Annotated in this window: 13 protein-coding genes and 1 pseudogene; 3 read left to right on the top strand and 11 right to left on the bottom strand. The window is 41.5% G+C overall.

Annotated features, from left to right (window positions below):
- Positions 1–62: 62 nt before the first annotated feature.
- Positions 63–464 carry a hypothetical protein gene (locus tag AC0VZ5_RS17665; protein WP_464711887.1) on the top strand — a complete coding sequence of 134 codons (402 nt, stop codon included), beginning with the start codon at positions 63–65 and terminating at the stop codon, positions 462–464.
- A gap of 637 nt (positions 465–1,101) precedes the next feature.
- A pseudogene (locus AC0VZ5_RS17660) lies at positions 1,102–1,407 on the top strand (S41 family peptidase); the annotation flags it as partial.
- A 51-nt stretch (positions 1,408–1,458) separates the two neighbouring features.
- Here AC0VZ5_RS17660 and AC0VZ5_RS17655 read toward each other — a convergent pair.
- The 10 genes from AC0VZ5_RS17655 to AC0VZ5_RS17610 all read right to left on the bottom strand — a co-directional run bounded on the left by AC0VZ5_RS17655 (position 1,459) and on the right by AC0VZ5_RS17610 (position 17,863).
- The gene (locus AC0VZ5_RS17655) at positions 1,459–4,404 is read right to left on the bottom strand and encodes a TonB-dependent receptor (RefSeq protein ID WP_464711889.1); all 2,946 of its coding nucleotides are present in this window, start codon (positions 4,402–4,404) and stop codon (positions 1,459–1,461) included.
- A 74-nt stretch (positions 4,405–4,478) separates the two neighbouring features.
- The gene (locus tag AC0VZ5_RS17650) at positions 4,479–7,133 is read right to left on the bottom strand and encodes a family 16 glycosylhydrolase (RefSeq protein WP_475474772.1); all 2,655 of its coding nucleotides are present in this window, start codon (positions 7,131–7,133) and stop codon (positions 4,479–4,481) included.
- Between the two features lie 270 nt (positions 7,134–7,403).
- Positions 7,404–8,192 (bottom strand): sterol desaturase family protein, encoded by a 789-nt coding sequence (locus AC0VZ5_RS17645; protein WP_178956896.1) that lies wholly within the window; start codon positions 8,190–8,192, stop codon positions 7,404–7,406.
- Positions 8,185–8,829 (bottom strand): CDP-alcohol phosphatidyltransferase family protein, encoded by a 645-nt coding sequence (locus AC0VZ5_RS17640; RefSeq protein WP_138605491.1) that lies wholly within the window; start codon positions 8,827–8,829, stop codon positions 8,185–8,187. The genes AC0VZ5_RS17645 and AC0VZ5_RS17640 overlap by 8 nt, the downstream gene beginning before the upstream one ends.
- A 27-nt stretch (positions 8,830–8,856) precedes the next feature.
- A complete protein-coding gene (locus AC0VZ5_RS17635) occupies positions 8,857–9,495 on the bottom strand; it encodes an ATP-binding cassette domain-containing protein (protein WP_178956894.1) in 639 nt (212 codons plus the stop codon).
- A 22-nt stretch (positions 9,496–9,517) separates the two neighbouring features.
- The gene (locus AC0VZ5_RS17630; protein WP_475474771.1) at positions 9,518–11,272 is read right to left on the bottom strand and encodes an ABC transporter permease; all 1,755 of its coding nucleotides are present in this window, start codon (positions 11,270–11,272) and stop codon (positions 9,518–9,520) included.
- Positions 11,269–12,546 (bottom strand): ABC transporter substrate-binding protein, encoded by a 1,278-nt coding sequence (locus AC0VZ5_RS17625; RefSeq protein WP_475474770.1) that lies wholly within the window; start codon positions 12,544–12,546, stop codon positions 11,269–11,271. The genes AC0VZ5_RS17630 and AC0VZ5_RS17625 overlap by 4 nt, the downstream gene beginning before the upstream one ends.
- The gene (locus AC0VZ5_RS17620; protein WP_475474769.1) at positions 12,533–13,339 is read right to left on the bottom strand and encodes a DUF547 domain-containing protein; all 807 of its coding nucleotides are present in this window, start codon (positions 13,337–13,339) and stop codon (positions 12,533–12,535) included. The genes AC0VZ5_RS17625 and AC0VZ5_RS17620 overlap by 14 nt, the downstream gene beginning before the upstream one ends.
- A 1-nt stretch (position 13,340) precedes the next feature.
- Entirely contained in the window at positions 13,341–15,494 is a 2,154-nt protein-coding gene (locus AC0VZ5_RS17615; protein WP_475474768.1) for an FAD-dependent oxidoreductase, read from the bottom strand.
- 17 nt (positions 15,495–15,511) lie between these two features.
- The gene (locus AC0VZ5_RS17610; protein ID WP_198522772.1) at positions 15,512–17,863 is read right to left on the bottom strand and encodes a TonB-dependent receptor; all 2,352 of its coding nucleotides are present in this window, start codon (positions 17,861–17,863) and stop codon (positions 15,512–15,514) included.
- Between the two features lie 213 nt (positions 17,864–18,076).
- Here AC0VZ5_RS17610 and AC0VZ5_RS17605 point away from each other — a divergent pair, with 213 nt between their 5' ends.
- Positions 18,077–18,490, top strand: coding sequence for a hypothetical protein (locus AC0VZ5_RS17605; protein WP_054201343.1), 414 nt, complete (start codon positions 18,077–18,079; stop codon positions 18,488–18,490).
- Positions 18,491–18,835: 345 nt separating this feature from the next.
- Here AC0VZ5_RS17605 and AC0VZ5_RS17600 read toward each other — a convergent pair whose 3' ends face one another.
- Complete coding sequence (locus AC0VZ5_RS17600) at positions 18,836–20,503, bottom strand: RluA family pseudouridine synthase (RefSeq protein ID WP_475474767.1); 1,668 nt, start codon at positions 20,501–20,503, stop codon at positions 18,836–18,838.
- Between the last annotated feature and the right edge of the window lie 10 nt (positions 20,504–20,513).

Raw genomic sequence — 20,513 nt, 5'->3', positions numbered from 1 at the left:
TAGCAAGTGTGATCTTTAGTGGATATTTACATGCGGACTCATTTGAAGGATGCTATTCAAAGGTGGAAAAAATACTGTCTGCGACCCCTATGCTCAACGAAGATGGAAGCGATAGTAATGAACGTTTTAAATTAAAGACGAGTTATATAAACGTATTTAAAAAAGACGATAAGTATTTTGCAGAAGGCCTTGTATGGGGTTTTAACTTTCATATTTGTACTGTCATGGCCCCGCTGGAAGGAGTAACTAAGCCATTACCTTTAACACTTGAGGGTAAAAAACTGGTGTTTGAAGAACAGGAACCTGAATATAATATTAACTGTGAGCTTGAGCTAGCGTTTGATGAGAAAGGTCTAAGTATAAAGGATGAAAACGGCCATTGCTCCAATTATATGTTTTACTGTGGAGTACATGCAAGTCTTCGTGACATTCACTTGGTTAAATCGACAAAAGGATGTGATTAACTAAGTTAGTATATTATTTGACATAACGGTACAGCTCACAAAGTCTTACATCTGCTGTTTTTTATTATTTTCTGGCGTTACCTTATATTAGCAGCGTGGGCGTGGGCGTTGGTTTGCTTAGCTTATACGCACTATGGTTTTTAATAAGTAATTATTTAGCACTTCTAAGTTTATCGTTTTATGGTTTTTTAGCGCAGTATGTTGAGTTGATATATTGGGTGAAACAGATTGCATTTTATGTCATGCCACATGGTTTTGATAATTTGTTATTTGGCGTTCTAGCCTTTATTTACTTTCCTATGCCAATTTTAATAAGTTTAGTGACTGGCTGGTGGGCATTTACAAAGGCGGCGTAGCTGAAAGTTGCTGAAGAAACTACAACGGTATATATTTTAACTTTTGGACTATTTTAAAGTTTTTAGTGTCTTGTCCTAAGTGTGTAAACACATTTCAGGACAAGGCAAACATAAAGACAAAAATTGTTAACCTTACTTTATTGAGCCCTTTATTAATTAGGCCTACCATGAGCACGGCCGAATTATCGCTTACTCCTCAAATCCCAGAGCAATGACGCAGTGTTACTGAGCGTGAGAAGTGGCTGCGATGGGTAAAATACCAAGACTTTAATGCGACAAAGAGTGTTTATAAAACACAGGTTCTTGTTTTTGTGCCGCCACAGTGTGCAAGTGCGTGTCTTGACGCCATTGATGTATTTAAGCAATTTACAAATACTCAGTTATTTGGCGCGCCAAGTAGTGCTGACTCACTGTATATGGATGTTCGATTAGCCGAGTTACCCTCAGGGTTAGGTAAAGTGATAGTTCCTAATAAAGTGTATGTTAATAGAGCAAGAGGAAAGGGCGATTACTACAAACCTGATATTGCCTATAACGATATTGATTGGACAACCGATAAGCTATTAGAAAAAATTAAACTGTTATAAAAAAAGCCGCTTGTTGTAACAAGCGGCTTAACTTTCTAACTAGGGGATAATTTAAAACGTATAACGGGCGCCAATTGCGTAGCGTGGACCATACTGGCGAGCAAATAAGAACTGCTCTTCGTAACGGCCATACCCTTGCTCGGTTTCATTATTAAGGTTAATACCTTCAAAGAATACCGTCACATTTTCATTAACGTCATAATTTACGCTCATATCCCATTGACCATATGATTTGGCGTATTGTGGTGGTGCATCAGCAGAGCCTTGCGCTTGGCCTACACCAATTAAATATGCATCACGCCAAGCGTAAGTTACTTTTACAGATAAACCTTCTTTTTCGTAAAACGCTTGGAAGTTAGCTGAATCACTTAATCCTGTTAATGGAGCTTGTTGGTCTAGGCTGTCTGTATCAAATTCAACATCGCCGTCAACAAACGTTGCATTTACACCGACCCCAAAGCCTGTCTCACCAATTAAGTGTTGTACTGCTACTTCAAAACCATCGACTGATTTACTATCGGTATTTTGTGGTTGGCTAATATTCCAAGTAATAAGTGGATCATTACTATTTGGTTCAATTTGGCCGTTTGCATTGCCATCACCATTAGCAAGCATTTGTGCAAAGATAGCATCGCTTGTTGCTTGATCACCACGAGCTTCAATATCACTAACCGCTTGTAAATAGCGTGGGCCATTTAAAATATCATGTAAGCCTTCAATGGTGGTTGGAGTAATGGTGGTTTGAATAAAGTTATCAACGTCCTTTTTAAAGTAACCTACTGATGCATAGCTGCCTTCTGAATAGTAATACTCTAATGATAGGTCAAGGTTTGTTGATTCAAATGGCAGTAACCCTGTATTACCTTGGCTACCTACTCGTGCCCCCGGTTTTGGACTGCCTGTAAGGCTACGACCACCGGCTAAATCGCCCAATGGCGCGCGCGACATAGTTTTACCCCATGATACGCGAGCAACTAAGTCATCGGTTACGTCAACACTTAGGTCGATTGATGGTAGTAAAATATCGTAACTTCCTTCTTGAACTAAGAAGTTGTCATCGCCGCCAGCTTCATATTGAGTGATCCACTCTGAAGCACTTATCCAATTTACTTGTTGCTCAACGCGTTGACGAACAGAGCTACTTACATCGGTTTCTTCATAACGAAGACCTGCATTTACTTTTATGTAGTAATTGCTAACTTCAAATTCCCAACGTGATTGAACATAAATACTGTTGGTAATTTCTTCAACAGCGCTTTGACTGTCAATACCATCAAGATAGGCATTAGGCGCATAGGCATCGCCACCGGTTACATCAGCAGTAAGGTATGCCATTTGTCTTGCTACAGCTTCATCAAAATCAAAGCTATAATAATAGTTAGGTTGTAAATTGTTACCACCACCAGCAAATTGGTCTAATAGTCCTGAAGTGTTATTAAGGGTAAACATACCATCAGGGAATATCTCGGTGTAAGAAGGGTTAAAACCAGGGCCGCCAACTAAGCCACTCCATGCTTCATAACCACCGGTATTTTGTTCTGTACGCGAACCACCAAACTTCACTTCAATTAAACCAATGTCAAAACTATCGTTTATCCATGTTGTATGTAATTGCAGCTGCTCAATATTTGATTCTCCAGGTGAATGAATAAACTGGCTAAAGTTTGAATCAATTTCACCAGGGCTTAATACGCTAGTACCGTTTTTCCAGTTAACTTGCGCATGTGGAATTTCACCAGTGCGGTAATCATAAATTTTATTTACAAGCTGATCAGAACCTAAAATAACTTGCCCATCACTACCCAGACCTTTGTCTGCGCCGTTATCTGTCTCGTTTTTAGAGTCGTGGTAGTCAAGCTCAACTTGCCATGTTTCATTAATTTGCCAATCTAAATTTAAGCCAATAGAACGAGCCTTAACTTCAGTGGTATTTTTACTAGAGGTAAATGATGCATCGTTACCACTTATATCTGCATAAATAGCTGTGCCATTCTCGTCTAACTCGTAGCCGTTAATGTTACTACCAAAGTCGTTCCAAATACCCCAGCCGAGAGTTTCTGAGCCTGTTGTAGCCTCACTTGCTGTATAATCAAGGGTTGCTACAAAATTATCTGTGGGTGCAAATTGCAGTGTGATTTGCCCATTAGTACGCTCGCGTTGTAAATCTTCAATTGCGTAGTTCATGTCTTTTGCAAAAAAGTGATTACCTACACGATTTCCTTGCGCATCTACTGCGCGTGGATCAATAAAATCACCTTCAGCAAGAGTAGGTAGGTCTACATTTGCTTGCCAACCTTGAATATTGGCGCTTTGTTTTTGAAAGTCGCGTTCTTGATGCGAAAAAGAAAAACCAATACCAAACATTTCATCGCTAAAGGTATTACTATAAATAGCCGATACTTCCGGAGTTACATCGCTACCCGCTTCATTTGATGAATCATGAATAGCTTTAGCTGTTGCCGAAAAATGCTGGCCAGGTCTTTGTAAAGGTCGAGTTGTTGAAATGTTAACCGTCGCACCTAAGCCACCACTGGGCACATCAGCACGAGCAGTTTTAAATACTTCTAAGGCACTAACACCTTCTGAGGCAATGTTTTCCAGATTATACGAACGTGAGTTACCCGTTCCAGGCATTTGGCGACCATTAAGTGTTACCAAATTAAATGAAGGGCCAAAACCACGTACGGTAATTTGGCTTCCTTCGCCGTTTGCGCGACTCACCGACACACCCGTAATACGTTGCAGTGACTCTGCTAAGTTAGTGTCAGGAAATTTACCCATTTCTTCAGCAGAAATAGCATCGACTACCCCTGATGCATCGCGTTTCATATCCATAGAGCGGATAAGTGAACCGCGAATACCTTTAACTTGTATTACTTCAATTTCAGGTTCCACAGTATTTTGTTCTGCTGCATGGGCGATATTCAGCGTGCTTGCAGCGATGATAAGTGACACAGAAGCCGCTAGTGGGCTTTTTTTAAACTTATTTGTGTTCATAATTGCTCTGCTTTTACTTAATTTATTACGGTAAGTAGGTACTTGTAATTCACTACCTACCACTGAATTAGGGATTACGGGTTAGCGATAATCACGTTGTCTATACGGTAAACAGCGCCTTCACCTGTCCCCCACGCTGGAAACATCATAAGTACATTGATATCGCTAATGTCTAAACCGGCAGCAAACAGTGACTGTAATGTAAATGTGTAGGTTTGCCATTGGCCATTAATGGGTACTTCCCCCTCAACGCTTTGTGAAAGAGGAAGCTCTACCGCTGTTGCTGCGCCTGTTGACTCAATTTTAAATGTCCATACAGCGTCAGGATTATTTGGCGGGGTTACCACTTTCATTTCAAACTGCACAACGCCATTAGCTAGTATTGCTGATGCATCGAAAGAGATACCGTCGTCGGCTAAAAAGCCCATTACCGTTGGCGCAGAGCCAATAACAAATTCAGCTACAGTACCGTGATCAGCATCGTCAATTTCTTCTGTTGGGGTAGAGCCGCCACAACAGTCCCAAATGCTCCACATATCTGCGGCAGTATTTTGGAAAATAGTGATTTCATCGCCTGCTGATGCACTAGGATCGTACATCTTAGCGTTATCAACACGGTAAACCGCACCTTCACCTGTGCCCCATGCTGGGAATATCATTACTACGTCAATGGCACTTACATCTAAACCTGCGCCCGCTAAGTCAGCGAATGTAAAAGTGTAAGTTTTCCAATCACCTACAATAGGTGCATCGCCAGCATCTGTTAATGGTAATTCTACCGCGGTATCACCCTCATTAGATTCTATTTTCATTAACCAAGTGGCATCTGGGTTATTTGGGTTTGACATCACTTTCACATCAAACTGTAGTAAACCATTTTCTAAAATGCTGGTTGCATCAAATGGAGTACCGCTACCACCAGCAGATGAACGAGTATTAAAGCCCATTACAGTGGGGGCTTCGCCAATAGTGAATTCTGCGGTTAAGCCGTGTTCTGCATCGTCCATAACTTCTGTTGGAGTAGAGCCGCCACAACAATCCCACATCGGCCAATCTAAGTTTTGTCCATCTGTAAATAAGTCTACTGATGGTGATTCACCTACATCGCCCTCAATAGCCACGTTGGTAATTAAATATTCAGCGCCTTCGCCAGTTTGCCATGCTGGGAATACCATTAATACATCAATGGCACTTAAATCTAAGCCTCTTTCTTGTAGTAGAGAAAGCGGAAATGTATAGGTTTGCCATTGGCCTGTAACCGGTGTTACGCCTTCAACACTATCGCTAAGCGCTACATCGCCTGTATTAGGTCCGCCATCACCCGCTTCGGCTTTTAATAGCCAAGTTGTCGAAGATGTTGGCGGCGTTACTACTTTCATATCAAAAGTTAATCGACCATTTAGATCAAGAAGGAGTGATGCGTCAAATGGAGATGAGGTGCCGGTAAAATCATCTGGGAAGTGACCACCACGAGTTGAAAAACCTAAAACAGTACCGTTATTATCGTTAATGTTAAACTTAATAGCGTCACCTTTTTCAGCATCGGTTATAGTTTCTGGTGTGGTTCCACCGCAACAATCCCATGCGATCCAGTTGGCGTTTAATGTGCCATTGAATATATCAAGGTTTCTTGCAATGCCATCACTTGGTGGAGTAGGTACAGGGGCTTTACCTTCAACAAGTGCATCATCTAGGCTATCGTAACCTGGGCGCACAGTTTCACAACCTTTACCTGTGTCAGTATTTGCAGCGCATTGATAAACCCGTACGTAATCAACCTCAAAGCTTTGACCTTCTGCAAATGCTGCAGCGTCAACACCTAAGTTGTTTACATTTTCAGGCCAGTCACCACCAACGGCGTTATTTAAAATAAGGTAAAAATCTTTATCAAATGGGGCATTATCCCAGTGAGTGGTAAGTTCGCCATTACCTTGTTCAAAGTATTCAGCAAACCAGCCTTTATGTTTAAGGCCAACAGCCTCATCTTTAGAGTTGTAACGAACTTCAGAGCGACGTTGTGTGGCATATAAGTAGCCATCTACGTACCAGCGAATTTCGCCTTCTTGCCATTCAATAGCGTAGGTGTGGAAGTCATCTGCGGGATTCATTCCCTCAGGCAGAGTATAAGCTTTGCCTGAGCTTGAGTTATTTGGCCACTCGCGACCATAGTGAAGTGTGCCATGAATATTTGCTTCAACGGTGCCATCTTCAGCGACTGTTTTTAAATTTACCGCTTCTAAAATATCAATTTCGCCAGAGCGCGGCCAAGTGCCATATACTTCGTCGGTTGGCATCATCCAAAATGCAGGCCAGCTACCTTGACCTGACGGTAGTTTTGCACGCATTTCAAAGCGACCATAAGTAAAGTCAGCGTTGTAACGGGTATTTAAACGGGCTGACGTGTATGGTTTTTCTGCACCTTCTTCAGCAGGTAGGGCGACTATATTTAGTACACCGTCTTTAATAAAGGCATTTTGTTCACTGTCGGTGTAACATTGTTTTTCGTTATTACCACCGCCGGCGCAGTTTAATTCAAAGTTCCACTTATTTGTATCAATGCTTGTGCCATCAAATTCATCACTCCAAACCATTTGCCAATCTGAAACTGGCTGGGCAGGATCTACTTTTTCAAAATTGGATGTTGTCGCAGCATCGCCGCCACAGCCAGCCAAAGACGCTAATGATATAGCAGCCAAAAGGCGAGTAATGCGTGTTGTTTCAATGTTCATAACTGAACCCCGTTCAACTGATTATTGTCAGAATATAGTGTATTTGTTGATTTTGTCATTTTGTAAGCGCTTACATTTTTATGTGTGGTAAATGTAAGCGCTTACAAATGATATGGGGGATTTCAAATTTGGTCAAGAATTTGTTTATTTAATTTACAATTGGTTTACTTTAAATAAGCTGCTTTTGTTAATGTAGCAGCTCAAAAGCTTAGATAATGTAACAAACTAAGCTGAAATAGGCCCATTTCTCTGCTTAGTTTAGGCTAGTTGCTACTTTTTAAATGGTAACGTTAACAAATACCACAAGGACGCGTTTTGTTTTGGGTCGGGATATTGGGCTAAGCCGATGTTTAGTTTATTATCTGATAATGTGGCGCTGGTTTTGTAGCTGCCAAAAAGTCTATCCCACCAAGTTACGCTAAAGCCAAAGTTACTATTTGTTTCTTCGGGATTTTGGCTATGATGAATACGATGCAGTATTTGAGTCATTAAGATAAGCCGAAGTGGTTTTTCTATTGCATTGTGTAAACGTATATTGGCGTGGTTAAATAGCGCTAATCCATTAAGTGCAATTTCAAATATTAATACTGCAATAGCAGGTACACCCAAAGCGGTAACGGCAATCAATTTTATAAGTATGCTGAGTACAATTTCGATAGGGTGAAAACGCAAACCTGTGCTGGTATCTACATGCGCATCGGCGTGGTGCACACGATGCAAACGCCACAAAATTGGCACGTTATGAAATAACCTATGCTGCCAATATATAAGTATATCAAGCAGTAGCATGCTTAAAATAATAGCAACACTACTTGGTGTGGCTATTTGATTAAATAAACCGATACCGTGCTCTTGGTTATAAAGCGCTACGGCAGTTAAGCCTATGGGTACACTTAAGCGAGCAATTAGTGATGAAGCAAACACCAGTCCAAAATTAGCGAACCATCGGGTGTTACTTTTTATAGGCGATTTACGCGCAGGCATACGCGATTCTAGCAGCATCATAATAACCAAAATGCTAAAAAAAAACCCTAAACGCCACCAAATTTCATTACTCATTGGCTTGTGTAACCTCATCAGCTTCTTGGAGTTTTAACGTGTTATATCCTCCATGTATACGTGTAAAAATAGTAATAGCGCACGCAGTGGCAAAAATACTCGCCATTATGGCAAAGTGCTGCGGCCAAATACAAAAGGCAATAAACAGCGCTATGGTTTCTGTGCCTTCGGTTAAACCATTTAAATAGTAAAAACTTTTGTATTTAAACTGGGGTTTTTCGAGCTTAAATTTTTCGGCGGCTATGGCAAAGGCTAAAAAGCTTGAGCCTGTGCCTATAAAGGTGGCCAGTAATACGCTACCTGCAATGGCGTTTTGCTCGGGGTTTACCAAAATAAAGCCAAGCGGAATTGCCGCGTAAAATAAAAAATCGAGGGTAATATCTAAAAAACCGCCAGCGCTTGAACTTAAATTTGCATGGCGTGCCAATGCGCCATCTAGCCCATCTAAAATACGATTTAAAGCAATAGCCGTTAACGCTGCGTACCACATTTCATACGCAATTAATGGCACTGCTAATAGCCCTATTAGAAAGCCTGCCACAGTAAGTTGGTCGGGCGTTATGCCGCGCTTGTGCATTAACGCTACAACGGGGGTTAACAGTGGCTTTATTATTGGGGTGATGTATTTGTCTAACATGCTTGGTGCCTTGTACTTTTTGTGCGTTTATTTGGCTAAATTTAAGGTGATCAGTTTGCCGTTTGCGGCCTCTGCATCGCTATGATCGTGGGTTACCATAATAGCGGGCAATTTATGCTCGCGTATTTGGCTAAATACTAGCTCGCGCGTATCTACTCTTAATTGGGTGTCGAGCTTGCTAAAGGGCTCATCAAGTAAAATAGCTTTTGGCTCGCTTAATAGCATACGCAATAAAGCAACGCGGGCTTGTTGTCCACCAGAGAGGTTGTCGGGGTGGCGATTAGCCATGCCTTTTAATCCTACCTGTTCAAGGGCGTGCTCTATTTTTTCAAGGCGCCGTTTTTTATTGCCTTTAGGCATAGCAAAGGCAATGTTACCGCTTACCGATAAATGCGAAAATAATAACGCATCTTGATAAAGCACGCCTATGTGGCGTAAATGTGCGGGTAAGTTATTAATGTTTTTACCGTTAAGCCACACTTCGCCGTTTGCGCTAAAACCACTGGGTAATGTACCCGTAAGCCAATTTAAAAAGCTTGATTTACCACTGCCTGATGGCCCCATAATAGTGAGTATTTCGCCGCCTTTTACCTGCTCGTTTAAGCTTAGTAATTGCTCGTGTTGACGATAAAGCTCACAATTTTTAATCTCTAAAGATGACTGCATTAAAAACCTTTTAATTTATGGGTTAGCGATGTGCGCTTTTAAAAAAGTACTTAGGTAACACCCACGCCAGTATAAAGCCAATGAGTGGTAATGCCATTTGCATAATGGCATACACTGCACTGGTGCGCCTACTTGCGCCATTAGCAAGGGTGACCGCTTCGGTTGTTATGGTTGCTATGCGCCCGCCACCGGCTAAAAGTGTAGGCAAATATTGGCCAAAGCTAATGGCCAAACCAAGTGCGGTCGCAATTAAAATAGGGGCAAATAACTGGGGTAATTTTACTTGTAAAAACACTTTGCAGGGTGTTGCGCCAAGGCTTGCTGCTACATGAGCAAAGCGAGGATCTAATCGCCTATAACTGCTCGCAAGCGATAAAAACACATACGGCAGTACAAATAATAAATGGGTAAATACCACATTAAAAAACGCGGCCTGGTTATTTACTAATTGTTGCAGCCACACTAGGCCAAATAAAAACGCAATACTTGGTACAAGCAACGGTAAATAAATAATTAAGCTGGTAAAGCGCGACATGGGTTTTGCACTTAACTGCTCTGACTCTAAGCACAAAAGGGTAATAATAATGGCAAATAACGTAGTAACTAGCCCTATAGCAAGGGTATTATAAAGCGGGCTTTGCATTTGCATTAGCGCACTTTTAAAGTGAAGTAGCGTGAGCTGATCGGGCAATGCCGCCGGAAAACGCCAAAATCCGGCAACCGACCACATAATTAAGCCAATTAACGAGAGCAAAATAAAGCCAATTACAAATACTGTTAATGCGGTCGTTATTTTTTGCCAATAAACACCGCCATATTCTCGCTCGCCATTGGTTAGTAAATCACTAAATAATGCTTTTATAGTTTTTTCGCCGCCAAGCCAAAGAGCTAGTAACCCCCCAGTAAGTACAAGCTGCAATAATGCCCCCGCAGAGGCTTTAATACGCAGGTTTAAATCTACGTCGTTAAACCAATGCATAATGGCTACAGCCAATGTGGGTGGAGTATTTGGCCCCAAAATAAGTGGCATTTCTACACTTGCGCTGGCATAAGCCAATACGGCTAAAATCGGTAGGCGCAGTAATGGGTAAAGGCTTGGCAGAATCACTTTAAAAAAAGCAGTCATAGGGCAGTAGCCTAAATTAAGCGCTACTTTATGTTGTTGGCGCAGTTTTTTGCCAAGCTCAGGTTGGGCAAGCACACCTAGCGCCATTAACAGTAAAAAAGGCAGCTCTTTAAGGGTTAAGCCTAAAATTATACTTATACCAAACGCGTCATGCGGAAACATGCCGTTAGGGGCAAGTTCCCATCCACTAAACCAAGGCGATACTAAACGCGAGATCATACCCGAAGGAGCAATTAAAAAACCAACGGCTATAGCGGCTGCTGCGTGGGGGATTACGAGTATGGGACTTAGTAAACGCTGAATACGGTTAAGCCAAGGGCTATTAAAAAATGCCGCTAAAATCATTAACGTAATGATAAAGGCAAGTAAGGTGCTTATTAATCCGCTGCTAACACTTAGCATAACCATGTGTGTTAGGCCGGGTGTTTGCACAAGCATAGTAAAGCCATGTAGGCCAAGTGTTGTATGCTCAAGTACTGGTGCATAACCAAAAGCGGGCAATAGCACGCTAATTAGGCCACCTATTACCGGTAAAATTAGCAATGCCAGTAAAAAATGTGGGCTTAATTTAACTAATTTACTAAACATATCGGCGCTTTTGTGTGGTTTAAGTGTTGAGCTCGCTGCTAACTTATTTGAAACAACACTCATTGGCTTACTCCAAAACGCGCTTGCCAACCTTGCATAATAGCGTTTACCCAGCTTGGGTGTGGCTCGCTAAGCGTGCGTTTAATGCTATTTAAGGGTAATGCGCTTGGATGCGGTTCCACCGTTTTAAACAAGGCTTGCTGCTTTTGGCTCAATGTAGATTGAATCAATACGCTTTTATCCCCCCAAACTGAAGGTTTTTGCTTATGTGCTTGCGCCTTTGGACTTAATAAAAAATTAGCCACTAATTGCGCACTTTGTGCATGGCTTGCATTATAAGGTATGGCTACAAAGTGGGTGTTACTTAAACTGCCATCTTGCATAGCATAACTGCGAATACTTTTTGGTAAATCATAACGTTTAACGGCGGCGGGTACTTCGGGCGCTGAAAACGTAAACGCTATGCTTAGCTCGGTGTCGCCTACTAAGCGGCGCATTTGTGCACCACCTTGCATAAAGTGTTTACCGCCGCGCCAAAGTGTTGGGTGCAGCTTATTTAAAAAGTTCCATAACGGGTTTAATATTTGAGCTGTGTTTTGTGCAGTAGCTGGCTGATTTAACTGCGCTTTAAGTGAGTCATCGCTTTGTTGATGTAGCATAACAAGCGCGTATTTTAAAAAGCTCATTCCTAAAAAATCAGGTGGCTTTGGGTAACTAAAGCGCCCTGGGTTTTGTGCGCTCCAGCTAAGTAATTGGTTTAGAGTTGTTGGTAGTGTGTTATTTGCAGTGCCATCTATTGCTAAGCTGTCGTAGTAAAAGGTGAGCGATGCTTGACCCCAAGGTGCTTCCATTCCATTAGTGGGTATTCCAAAATCAAAATTAACAGCGGGATTATTGCTAGGGTCGGTGTAGCTAAAATTAGGCAACTTATTAGCCCATTGTTTAAGTAATAATGAGTGCTCGCTCATGGTGGCAAAGTTAGCACCGTTTATCCAAATTAAATCTACGCTGCCTTTATCGTTATTGTTTGCTGATTTTTCAGCGAGTACGCGGCTAACGGCCTCGCTGGTGTCGCTAAGCTTTACATGCACTAACTCAATGTTATATTTAGCTTTTACTTGCTCAGCCGCCCACTGAATATAGGCATTTATTTGCGCATCGCCGCCCCATGCATAAAAATATACGCTTTGGTCTTTACCTAACTTTTCAACTTGCTGCCAACGGCTTTGTAATTGTGTACTTGCTAGGCTTTTAAAACTAATAACAAGGCAAATGCAAAAGGCGACACAGAATAAGCTGTATCGCGATAATGTTTGCCAAAATTTATTGGCGAGCATTTAAATCCCAGTTGTAGTCTAAAAACTTAACTTTCATGTTGTTATTTTTAAGTGCTTTTTGCTGAGCGGGTGTGAGCTTGAGTGCTTTAGGGTATTGCATAAAAAACTGCTGTAGCGTATTTGCGCCTTTAAAGCCTTGTTCAAAATCATCGCCGTACCACTTAAATATTGAAGACATACTTAGCGTGTTATCTTGCGCTATATTTCGAGTCATATCAGATAAAAAACGCACCGTTTGATCTTGCAATTGGCTTTCTAAATCAGTGGCTGTGTAGGCTTCTTCACGTAGCGCAGGGCAGCCAATACTTGCGCAATTTACAGCAAAGTGAATACGTGGGTCGTTGTATTTACCACTGCCACGTATTAAACCATGCTCTATATCATCAAGGCTGCGAGTTTTATCAAGTAATGGCACAAACTCTTTGCTCCACGGTGAGCTAAAAAAACTGCCTAAATCTTTAATTGATTTAAGGTTTGGGTATTTTGTTAATATTAGCTCAACAGTAAAGGCGTTATATGCGTTAATTAAAAACGCCAACTGCTTAGGTTTTTCCCACGTATCAAACTCATTTTGCGTAACAGCCGATAACGAATCTAAATAGCTTTTAAGCTCGCTGTGCTTAGCTTTTATTGCTGCGTAATCAACCTCTGTGCTGTGGCCATTATTAATAGCTACAACATGGTTGTTTAATAATGTATTCCAGCTGTCGTGCATGTTTTGAGCTTTGCTTGCAAACGATGTTGCAAGCAAAGCAGACCCTAACAATAGCGCTTTAAAAGGTGATTTAAACATATTAGCCTCTGCGCCAGGCGTGGTATTTTTCCAGCAAGTTAAGTACCTTTTCAGGAGCATGAGCACGTTTCCATTCGCCCGCCACATATTTGTTACCTTCAGCCCATGTTGGGTAGCTGTGAATGGTGCCCAATATTTTATTAAGCCCTAAACCGTGTTTCATGGCTAACACAAACTCAGCAATTAAATCGCCTGCGTGTTCAGATACCACTGTAACACCGAGTATTTTGTCTTTACCTTTAGGTGTGATCACTTTGATAAAACCATTGTTAGCGCTTTCGGTGATGGCGCGATCTAGCTCTTCAAATTCAAAGCGGGTGATTTCATAGTCTATGCCTTTTTCAATCGCTTCTTGTTCATTTATGCCCACCCGTGCTACTTCAGGGTCAATAAATGTGGCCCACGGAATGACACGGTAATCCACTTTAAACTTTTTAAGGTTACCAAATAAGCCATTTACTGCTGCGTACCAGCCCTGATGAGCAGCTACGTGTGTAAACTGATACGGGCCTACAATATCGCCAGCGGCAAAAATATTAGGATAGAGTGTTTCAAGGTATTCATTTGTGACTACAGTGCGATTCGTTTCTATGCCGAGCGTTTCAAGACCATAACCTTCTAGGCGTGCGCTTCGGCCAACAGCACATAGTAGCTCATCGTATTCAATATCGATTTCGTTGTCGTTATGTTTTACCAAAATGAATTTTTTGCCATCGCGCTCTTCACAGCGCAGTGCCTGATGCGAGGTTAAAATGTTTACGCCGCTTTGCGTTAGCGCTTCGTGAGCAAATTTAGACACCTCTAAGTCTTCTTTGATCATAATGCGTTCAGACATCTCAATTTGCGTAACGCTTGAGCCTAAACGGGCAAAACTTTGTGCAAGTTCGCTACCAATTGGGCCGCCACCAAGTACAACAAGCTTTTTAGGGGCTTCTTCAAGCTCAGCAAATTTGCTCCATAACGTATCACTGGTTACATAGCCGGTTTCTTCAATACCCGGAAGTGACGGTACAAATGGGCGTGCGCCAGTGGCAATAACAATAGTGCGGGCAGTGAGTGTTTGCGTGCCGCCATCATTTAATTTAATTTCCACCGTCCACGGGTCTAATAATTTCCCGTAGCCTTTTACAACATCTACACCAAGGTTTGTGTAGCGCTCAACGCTATCGTGCGGGGCGATGTCGGCAATTACTTTATGTACACGTGCCATTACTTTTTTAAACGAAAACTGCGGTGCCATGTTTTCTAAGCCGTAGTGTTCACCGTGGCGAATTTGCTCTGCAATTTTAGCGCTTTTAATAACGGCTTTACTTGGCACACACCCGTAGTTTAAACAGTCGCCACCCATTTCGCCGGCTTCAATTAGGGTTACTTTGGCTTTAACTGCTGCTGCAATGTAGCTTGTCACTAAGCCGCCAGCACCTGCGCCAATAACAATCATGTTACGGTCAAACTTTTTAGGTTTAGTGTAATTTTTGTATACGCGACGTTTTTTTATTGCATTTATTAGGCTTTTTGCAATTAACGGGAATACCCCTAATAACGCAAACGATAAAATTAAATCCAGCGATAAAATACCCGATAAGCTCTCTATTTGCGCAAGTTGCGTACCTGCGTTTACAAATACAAAGGTACCCGCCAGCATGCCTACTTGGCTTACCCAGTAAAAAGTCCATGACTTAATAGCGGTTAAACCCATTAATAAATTAATTAAAAAGAACGGAAAAACAGGCACTAAGCGCAGCGTAAATAAGTAAAATGCGCCTTCTTTTTCAATCCCAGTATCTATAGCGGCTAAACGTTCAGGAAAGCGTTTTTTTATGGTATCGCGCAATAAATAACGTGACACTAAAAATGCCAACGTAGCACCAATGCTTGAGGCAAACGAGGCAACTAATAGACCTTGCGCCAAACCAAATAATGCACCTGCGGCTAGCGTTAAAATAGCTGCACCGGGCAGTGATAGCGCGGTCACTAATATATAAAGTAAAAAGAACCCTCCGATCACCAAAAACGGTGATTGAGCTTTGTACTGATCAAATTGCGCCATCGACCCTTTTAGCCCGTCAAGGGTAAGAAGCTGGTTTAGGTCATAAAAAAAGAATAAGCCGACACCTATCGCCGCCAGTAATAACAAACTTAATTTTTTTAACATGCTATCTCTCAAACGGTTTAAAAGTTATGGGTAAGCGTGAGCTTAGCGTTAATTGGTAATTCTGGGAACGCGAGTGTCGCGCCAAAATAACCGCCTTCAAATACAGGGCGCCAGTTTTGCTGATCGGTAATATTATTTACATCAAGCCTCAATTTAGTTGCTGAGGTAAACGCATAGCTGGTATTAACATTTAAGGTGTGCTGATCGCGAATGTATACGGTAGCCAAAAAATCCAATGGGTAGCTTTTAGTATACAGGGCAGAAAATCCAGCTTGCCACTGAGAAGTAATTGTATAGTTAGCGTTTAAGCTTAACGATTGCTCTGGGATCCCTTGTACTTGACGGTTTGAGGGAGCAAAAGCTGTATAACTTGGTGCACCAATGCTGTTACCCGCAATAATATCGGGACGCGAATTATCAAACGCATCGGCTATTTGAGCTGAGTCTTGGCCTGTCGCAGAGTTATCATAACGGGCATCAATATAACTGTAGCCTGCGCTTACCCAGTAAGGGTAAGCGTCGTAAAATACTTGGCTTTCGAATCCGGTTGTACGAATGCCAGTATTGCTACCATCGCGATTACGTAAGCTGCGGCGTTGGCTAAATACAGCAGCATCTGCATACCAGTCGCTTTGTGTTGGCGCATATTTCACGCCAAACTCGACTAAAGTATTTTCCGTAGCAAAATTTTGTGCGCTAATTGTATTGTCACCACCTAACGTATTGCCGCCGGCCATGCTGTTAGAGGTGGCTTCGTTATAACTTGCTGCCGCATAAGTGGTTAAATCGTCATTAACTGAGTAATTAACGCTCAGCTGCGCTGATTGCAGTGTATCATTTATGCTATCACTAGCCGCTATTTGACCTTGAGGCGCAATGGGGTCGCGTGCTTCTACATCATAGTAATCAACACGATAGCCAGCACTGGTGCGTAAGCTGTCAGTCCATTGTGAGTCTTGTTGAATGGCAATGCCGGTTTGCCATGAGCGTGAGTCTGTAGTGTCTGATAAATTAAAATCACCACTGCCATCATTGTTAATATCGTACTGACCACCAGGGGATACATATACACCAGAACGTAGCTCTACCAAACGTGCTTTTTGAGTATCAGTTAATGGAATGCGGCGGTTTGAAAGTGGGCCGGTTAAATCAATAGGTGTGTCGGCTTCAGTAGTAAACTGGCTGTAACCCAATACTTTATTATAACGAACATCAACAGCAAATAAGGTTTGCTGCTCATCGCTCCATTGATACGTAAGTTCAGTGCGGTTTTGTGCGGTATCGGCACCATCAATTATTTCAACAAAACTATTTTGTGCTATTTCTTCGCGCTGTAAATGTTGAAAGTAACTAATGTTTTTAATCGACATTACATCAGACAGTGCGCGCTTATAAATACTGTGAACTAAATAAGTGGTTGCTTGATTGAGATTATCAGGATCGGTAAGCACACGGCTGGTATCTATTTTGACTTGTCCTGTAGGCGATATAATAGAGCCTGCGCTAGGCACTGTGCTGCCATTCGCTTGTAACCCTTGACCAGTAATGTAAAGATTATGATCGATAAGCGCTTGGGTAGGGCGGTTTATACCGGCGTTATCGGTAAATTCTGTTTGGTACAGTTCAAAGTTAATGTCCCAACTGCTTTTATCATCCGGTAAAATTTTTAATGCCGCAAACAAGCTATCACTTTGTGTGGCTGAATAGTCATAATAACTACCCTGATCAATATGTTCATAGCTAACACGTAAGCCAATTTTATCCTCAACAATCGGTGCGTTGTAATCTACTTGGGCACTATACTTATCCCAACTGCCTGCAGACAACTTCACATTGCCTTTGCGCTGATCAGTTGACGCTGTTTTAGAGTGTAAGTTTACAAAGCCACCGTTACGTTGGCTTGAACCAAACAATACAGGTGGTGCGCCTTTAACCACATCGATTTGTTCTATCGCATTAAACGACAACGGCACACCAAAACCATTATTACCTGCTTGGCGTCGAGTACCATCTTGAAATAACTCACCTAACTGGCCGCGGATCGTCGGTAAACTTGGTGCACCAAAACCACTTGCAGCGTATGTATTAGGACTTACTGCCAGAACATCGTGCAATGTTGTTATGTTAAGTTGCTCAATTAACTCTTTAGAAATAGGGGTCACAGAGCGGGCTATGTCTTGCAAAGCTAGGTTGTCGCCAAAAGGACCGTTTACTGTGGTGTTTTTAATAGAGAGGTTTTTAGATTTAAGCGCTTGACCTGCCACCTCAATTCGCTCAATGGGTTCAGAGCTAGTTGTTTCATTAGCCTGAGCAGCTAAAGCTACATTTAATAGTGGGGCGAGGGTTAAAGCTAAATACGTGTATTTCAAATCGTGTTTCTCTATTGTTATATGTTGATGTACACAAAAGACCAAGACAGATAAAAATATCTTTCAATCAATTGCTAATATTTTTATTTTTTATCTTAGCGCTTAAATAATAGTGCTTTTATTGTAAAGAGTTTAATTTATTTGAAAATAAAAAAACGATTATACGGTCTTACTTGCCAATTAGTTTATTTATATCTTTTTTAAGGAAATTTTATGACAGATTCAATCAATACAGATGTACAAACTCGTTTGCAATGGTCGCTTTTATCGCTGCGATTAGGGGTTTTCATAGTTATGGTAATGTGGACACTGGATAAATTTGTAAATCCGGGGCATAGCGCCCGTATTTTTGAACATTTTTATGGGATCAGTGGCTCTACCGATACTATTGCTTATATTTTAGGTGCACTGCAATTATTATTAGTAATAGCATTTTTAGTCGGTTTTAAAAAACGTATTACTTACGGTGTTATTTTTATAATGCATGGACTATCAACGCTGTCTTCTTACAACCAGTACATTGATGGCTTTAATAATTTACTGTTTTTTGCAGCATGGCCGATGTGGGCTGCGTGTTTTGCGCTTTATTTATTACGCGATCAAGACGTAAAATTTACCGTTAAATAATAAGCAAAAAAAATGGTTATAAGCGTTAGCCTATAACCAATAAAGTACACAGGGAGTGTAGGAAGTTCTGTTGAGCACAGTAAGCGGTTAGCAAGCCATTTACTGTGTGTGACTAAAAGCAGTTATTGGTGCTTTAAGTTGCTTTAATAAATACGTACAACAATAAAAGCAAAGCTAATGCCAATTTTTAACAGTATGAATTTTATAGATATTTATATTGTTTGGGTTGTGGCTTTGCATAATGCAGGTAATTTTTTCTATATTGCAACGGTAAAAGTTACCTACTTTGCAATATGAAAAAATGGCACTGTTTTAGAATCCGATACAACTAAAAGCAGCGCTGATTTAAAAATCAGCGGCTACTTCAAATTCTAATCGTTCATGACTAATAGGATGGGTAAAAGCTAAATACTCGGCATGCAAATGTAGTCGGTCTGATTTTTCACCGTAGTGGGTGTCGCCCACAATGGGTGTATTTAACCCTAAGTGGTGGGCACAGTGAACACGCAATTGATGAGTACGTCCTGTTTTCGGATAGAGTTGTAAGCGGGTGGTATTATTTTTACGTTCCAGTACCTGCCATGTTGTTAATGACGGCTTCCCCGTTTTGTAACACACCATTTGCCGTGGCTTATCATCAAAATCAAGTACTAAAGGTAACTCTATAGTGCCACTCTCAGCAGCAATATTACCCGCCACTAAAGCAATATATCGTTTTTCTACACTACGCTCTATAAACTGTTTTTGCAGTGCTTTATGCACCCGTTTATTTAACGCAATCATTAACAGCCCTGAAGTCGACATGTCTAATCGGTGCACAATAAGTGGCCCCGAAGCGTGTGGGAACTGAGTTTTGATTCGCATATATACCGAGTCGTCAATATTAATGCCTGGCACAGATAAAAATTCAGCAGGTTTATTTACCACCAACAAATCATCGTCTTGATAAACAATCGTTAGATCTTTACCCTGTGCAGGGTTGACCAAGAGCGGGTTGTCTTCAACATTTAACCCCTCTAGCATATGCCCTAAAATAGGCTGGCATTTGCTATAGCACGATGGGTAATAATGTAAATGATGTCTTATTGCCGACTTAGGCGGTGCGCCCCACCAAAATTCGGCCATAGCCAGGGGCTTTAAATTATGTTTATAAGCATATTGTAATAATTTTGGCGCGGCACAATCTCCCGCGCCTGAAGGCGGTGTGTGCTCGGGCAGTTTGGCAAAAATAGCATTCAAATCGGTCACTTCGCCGTTTGCATTTAAAAACTGGTATTGAGCGAATAGCTTTTTTTGTAAATTTTTAGAGAGTACTTTACGGCGTTTTTTTAATCCGTTAATTTCATCATCTATTGTGAGTTGTGCTTGTTCAAGCGCTGCAATGCGTGTTTGCCACTGTTGCTTTAATGCTTGTAGTTGTTTTTTCTCAACAATGCTCTGCCCAGCTAATTGGTTCTTCAGTTTTTCAAACTCATCATTATTGAGTTGTTCGCCGGCGGCTTGCCGTTGCTGTTTTCGCTGTTTTCGAGTTACTTGCATCGCTTGCTGCTTGGCGATAAGTTGTTGCTCATAGTGTTGGCGAGCAGTCACTAACTGTTGCTCAATTTGTTGATAATTATCACTGTTTTGCAAGGCTGTAATTTGCGCATTGATATCGTTAATCACTTGGCTCTGCTGACTAAATTCTGCATCGTCTATATGTTTAAGTGCCACATTTGGCGTAAAATGCAGTTGCTCATCTATCCCCGCTATTTGCCCCGAATAGGCGCTAATAAAGCCTAGCTGTTGCGACTCATCTTGAACAACCAATACGCCAAACATTTTACCGGCATCAATATCATCTGTATCTAAAATAGCCTTATCTAGCTTTTTTAATTGTTGTTGTAATTGTTTTGCAGCGGCAACGGCCAGCGGATGAGGTTTATAATAAAAGGGAAACGTAAACTGCTCAGGCAGTGCAAGGTTATCTATGTTTTCATTAAAAGTGGTAAAGCAGCTAGCAGGGTTTGACATGGCAATAGTG

This window comes from Pseudoalteromonas sp. QJM3NY_12, assembly GCF_056173165.1.
The sequence above is the reverse complement of the archived record's forward strand: the minus strand, read 5'-3'. Positions and strand labels throughout refer to the sequence as shown.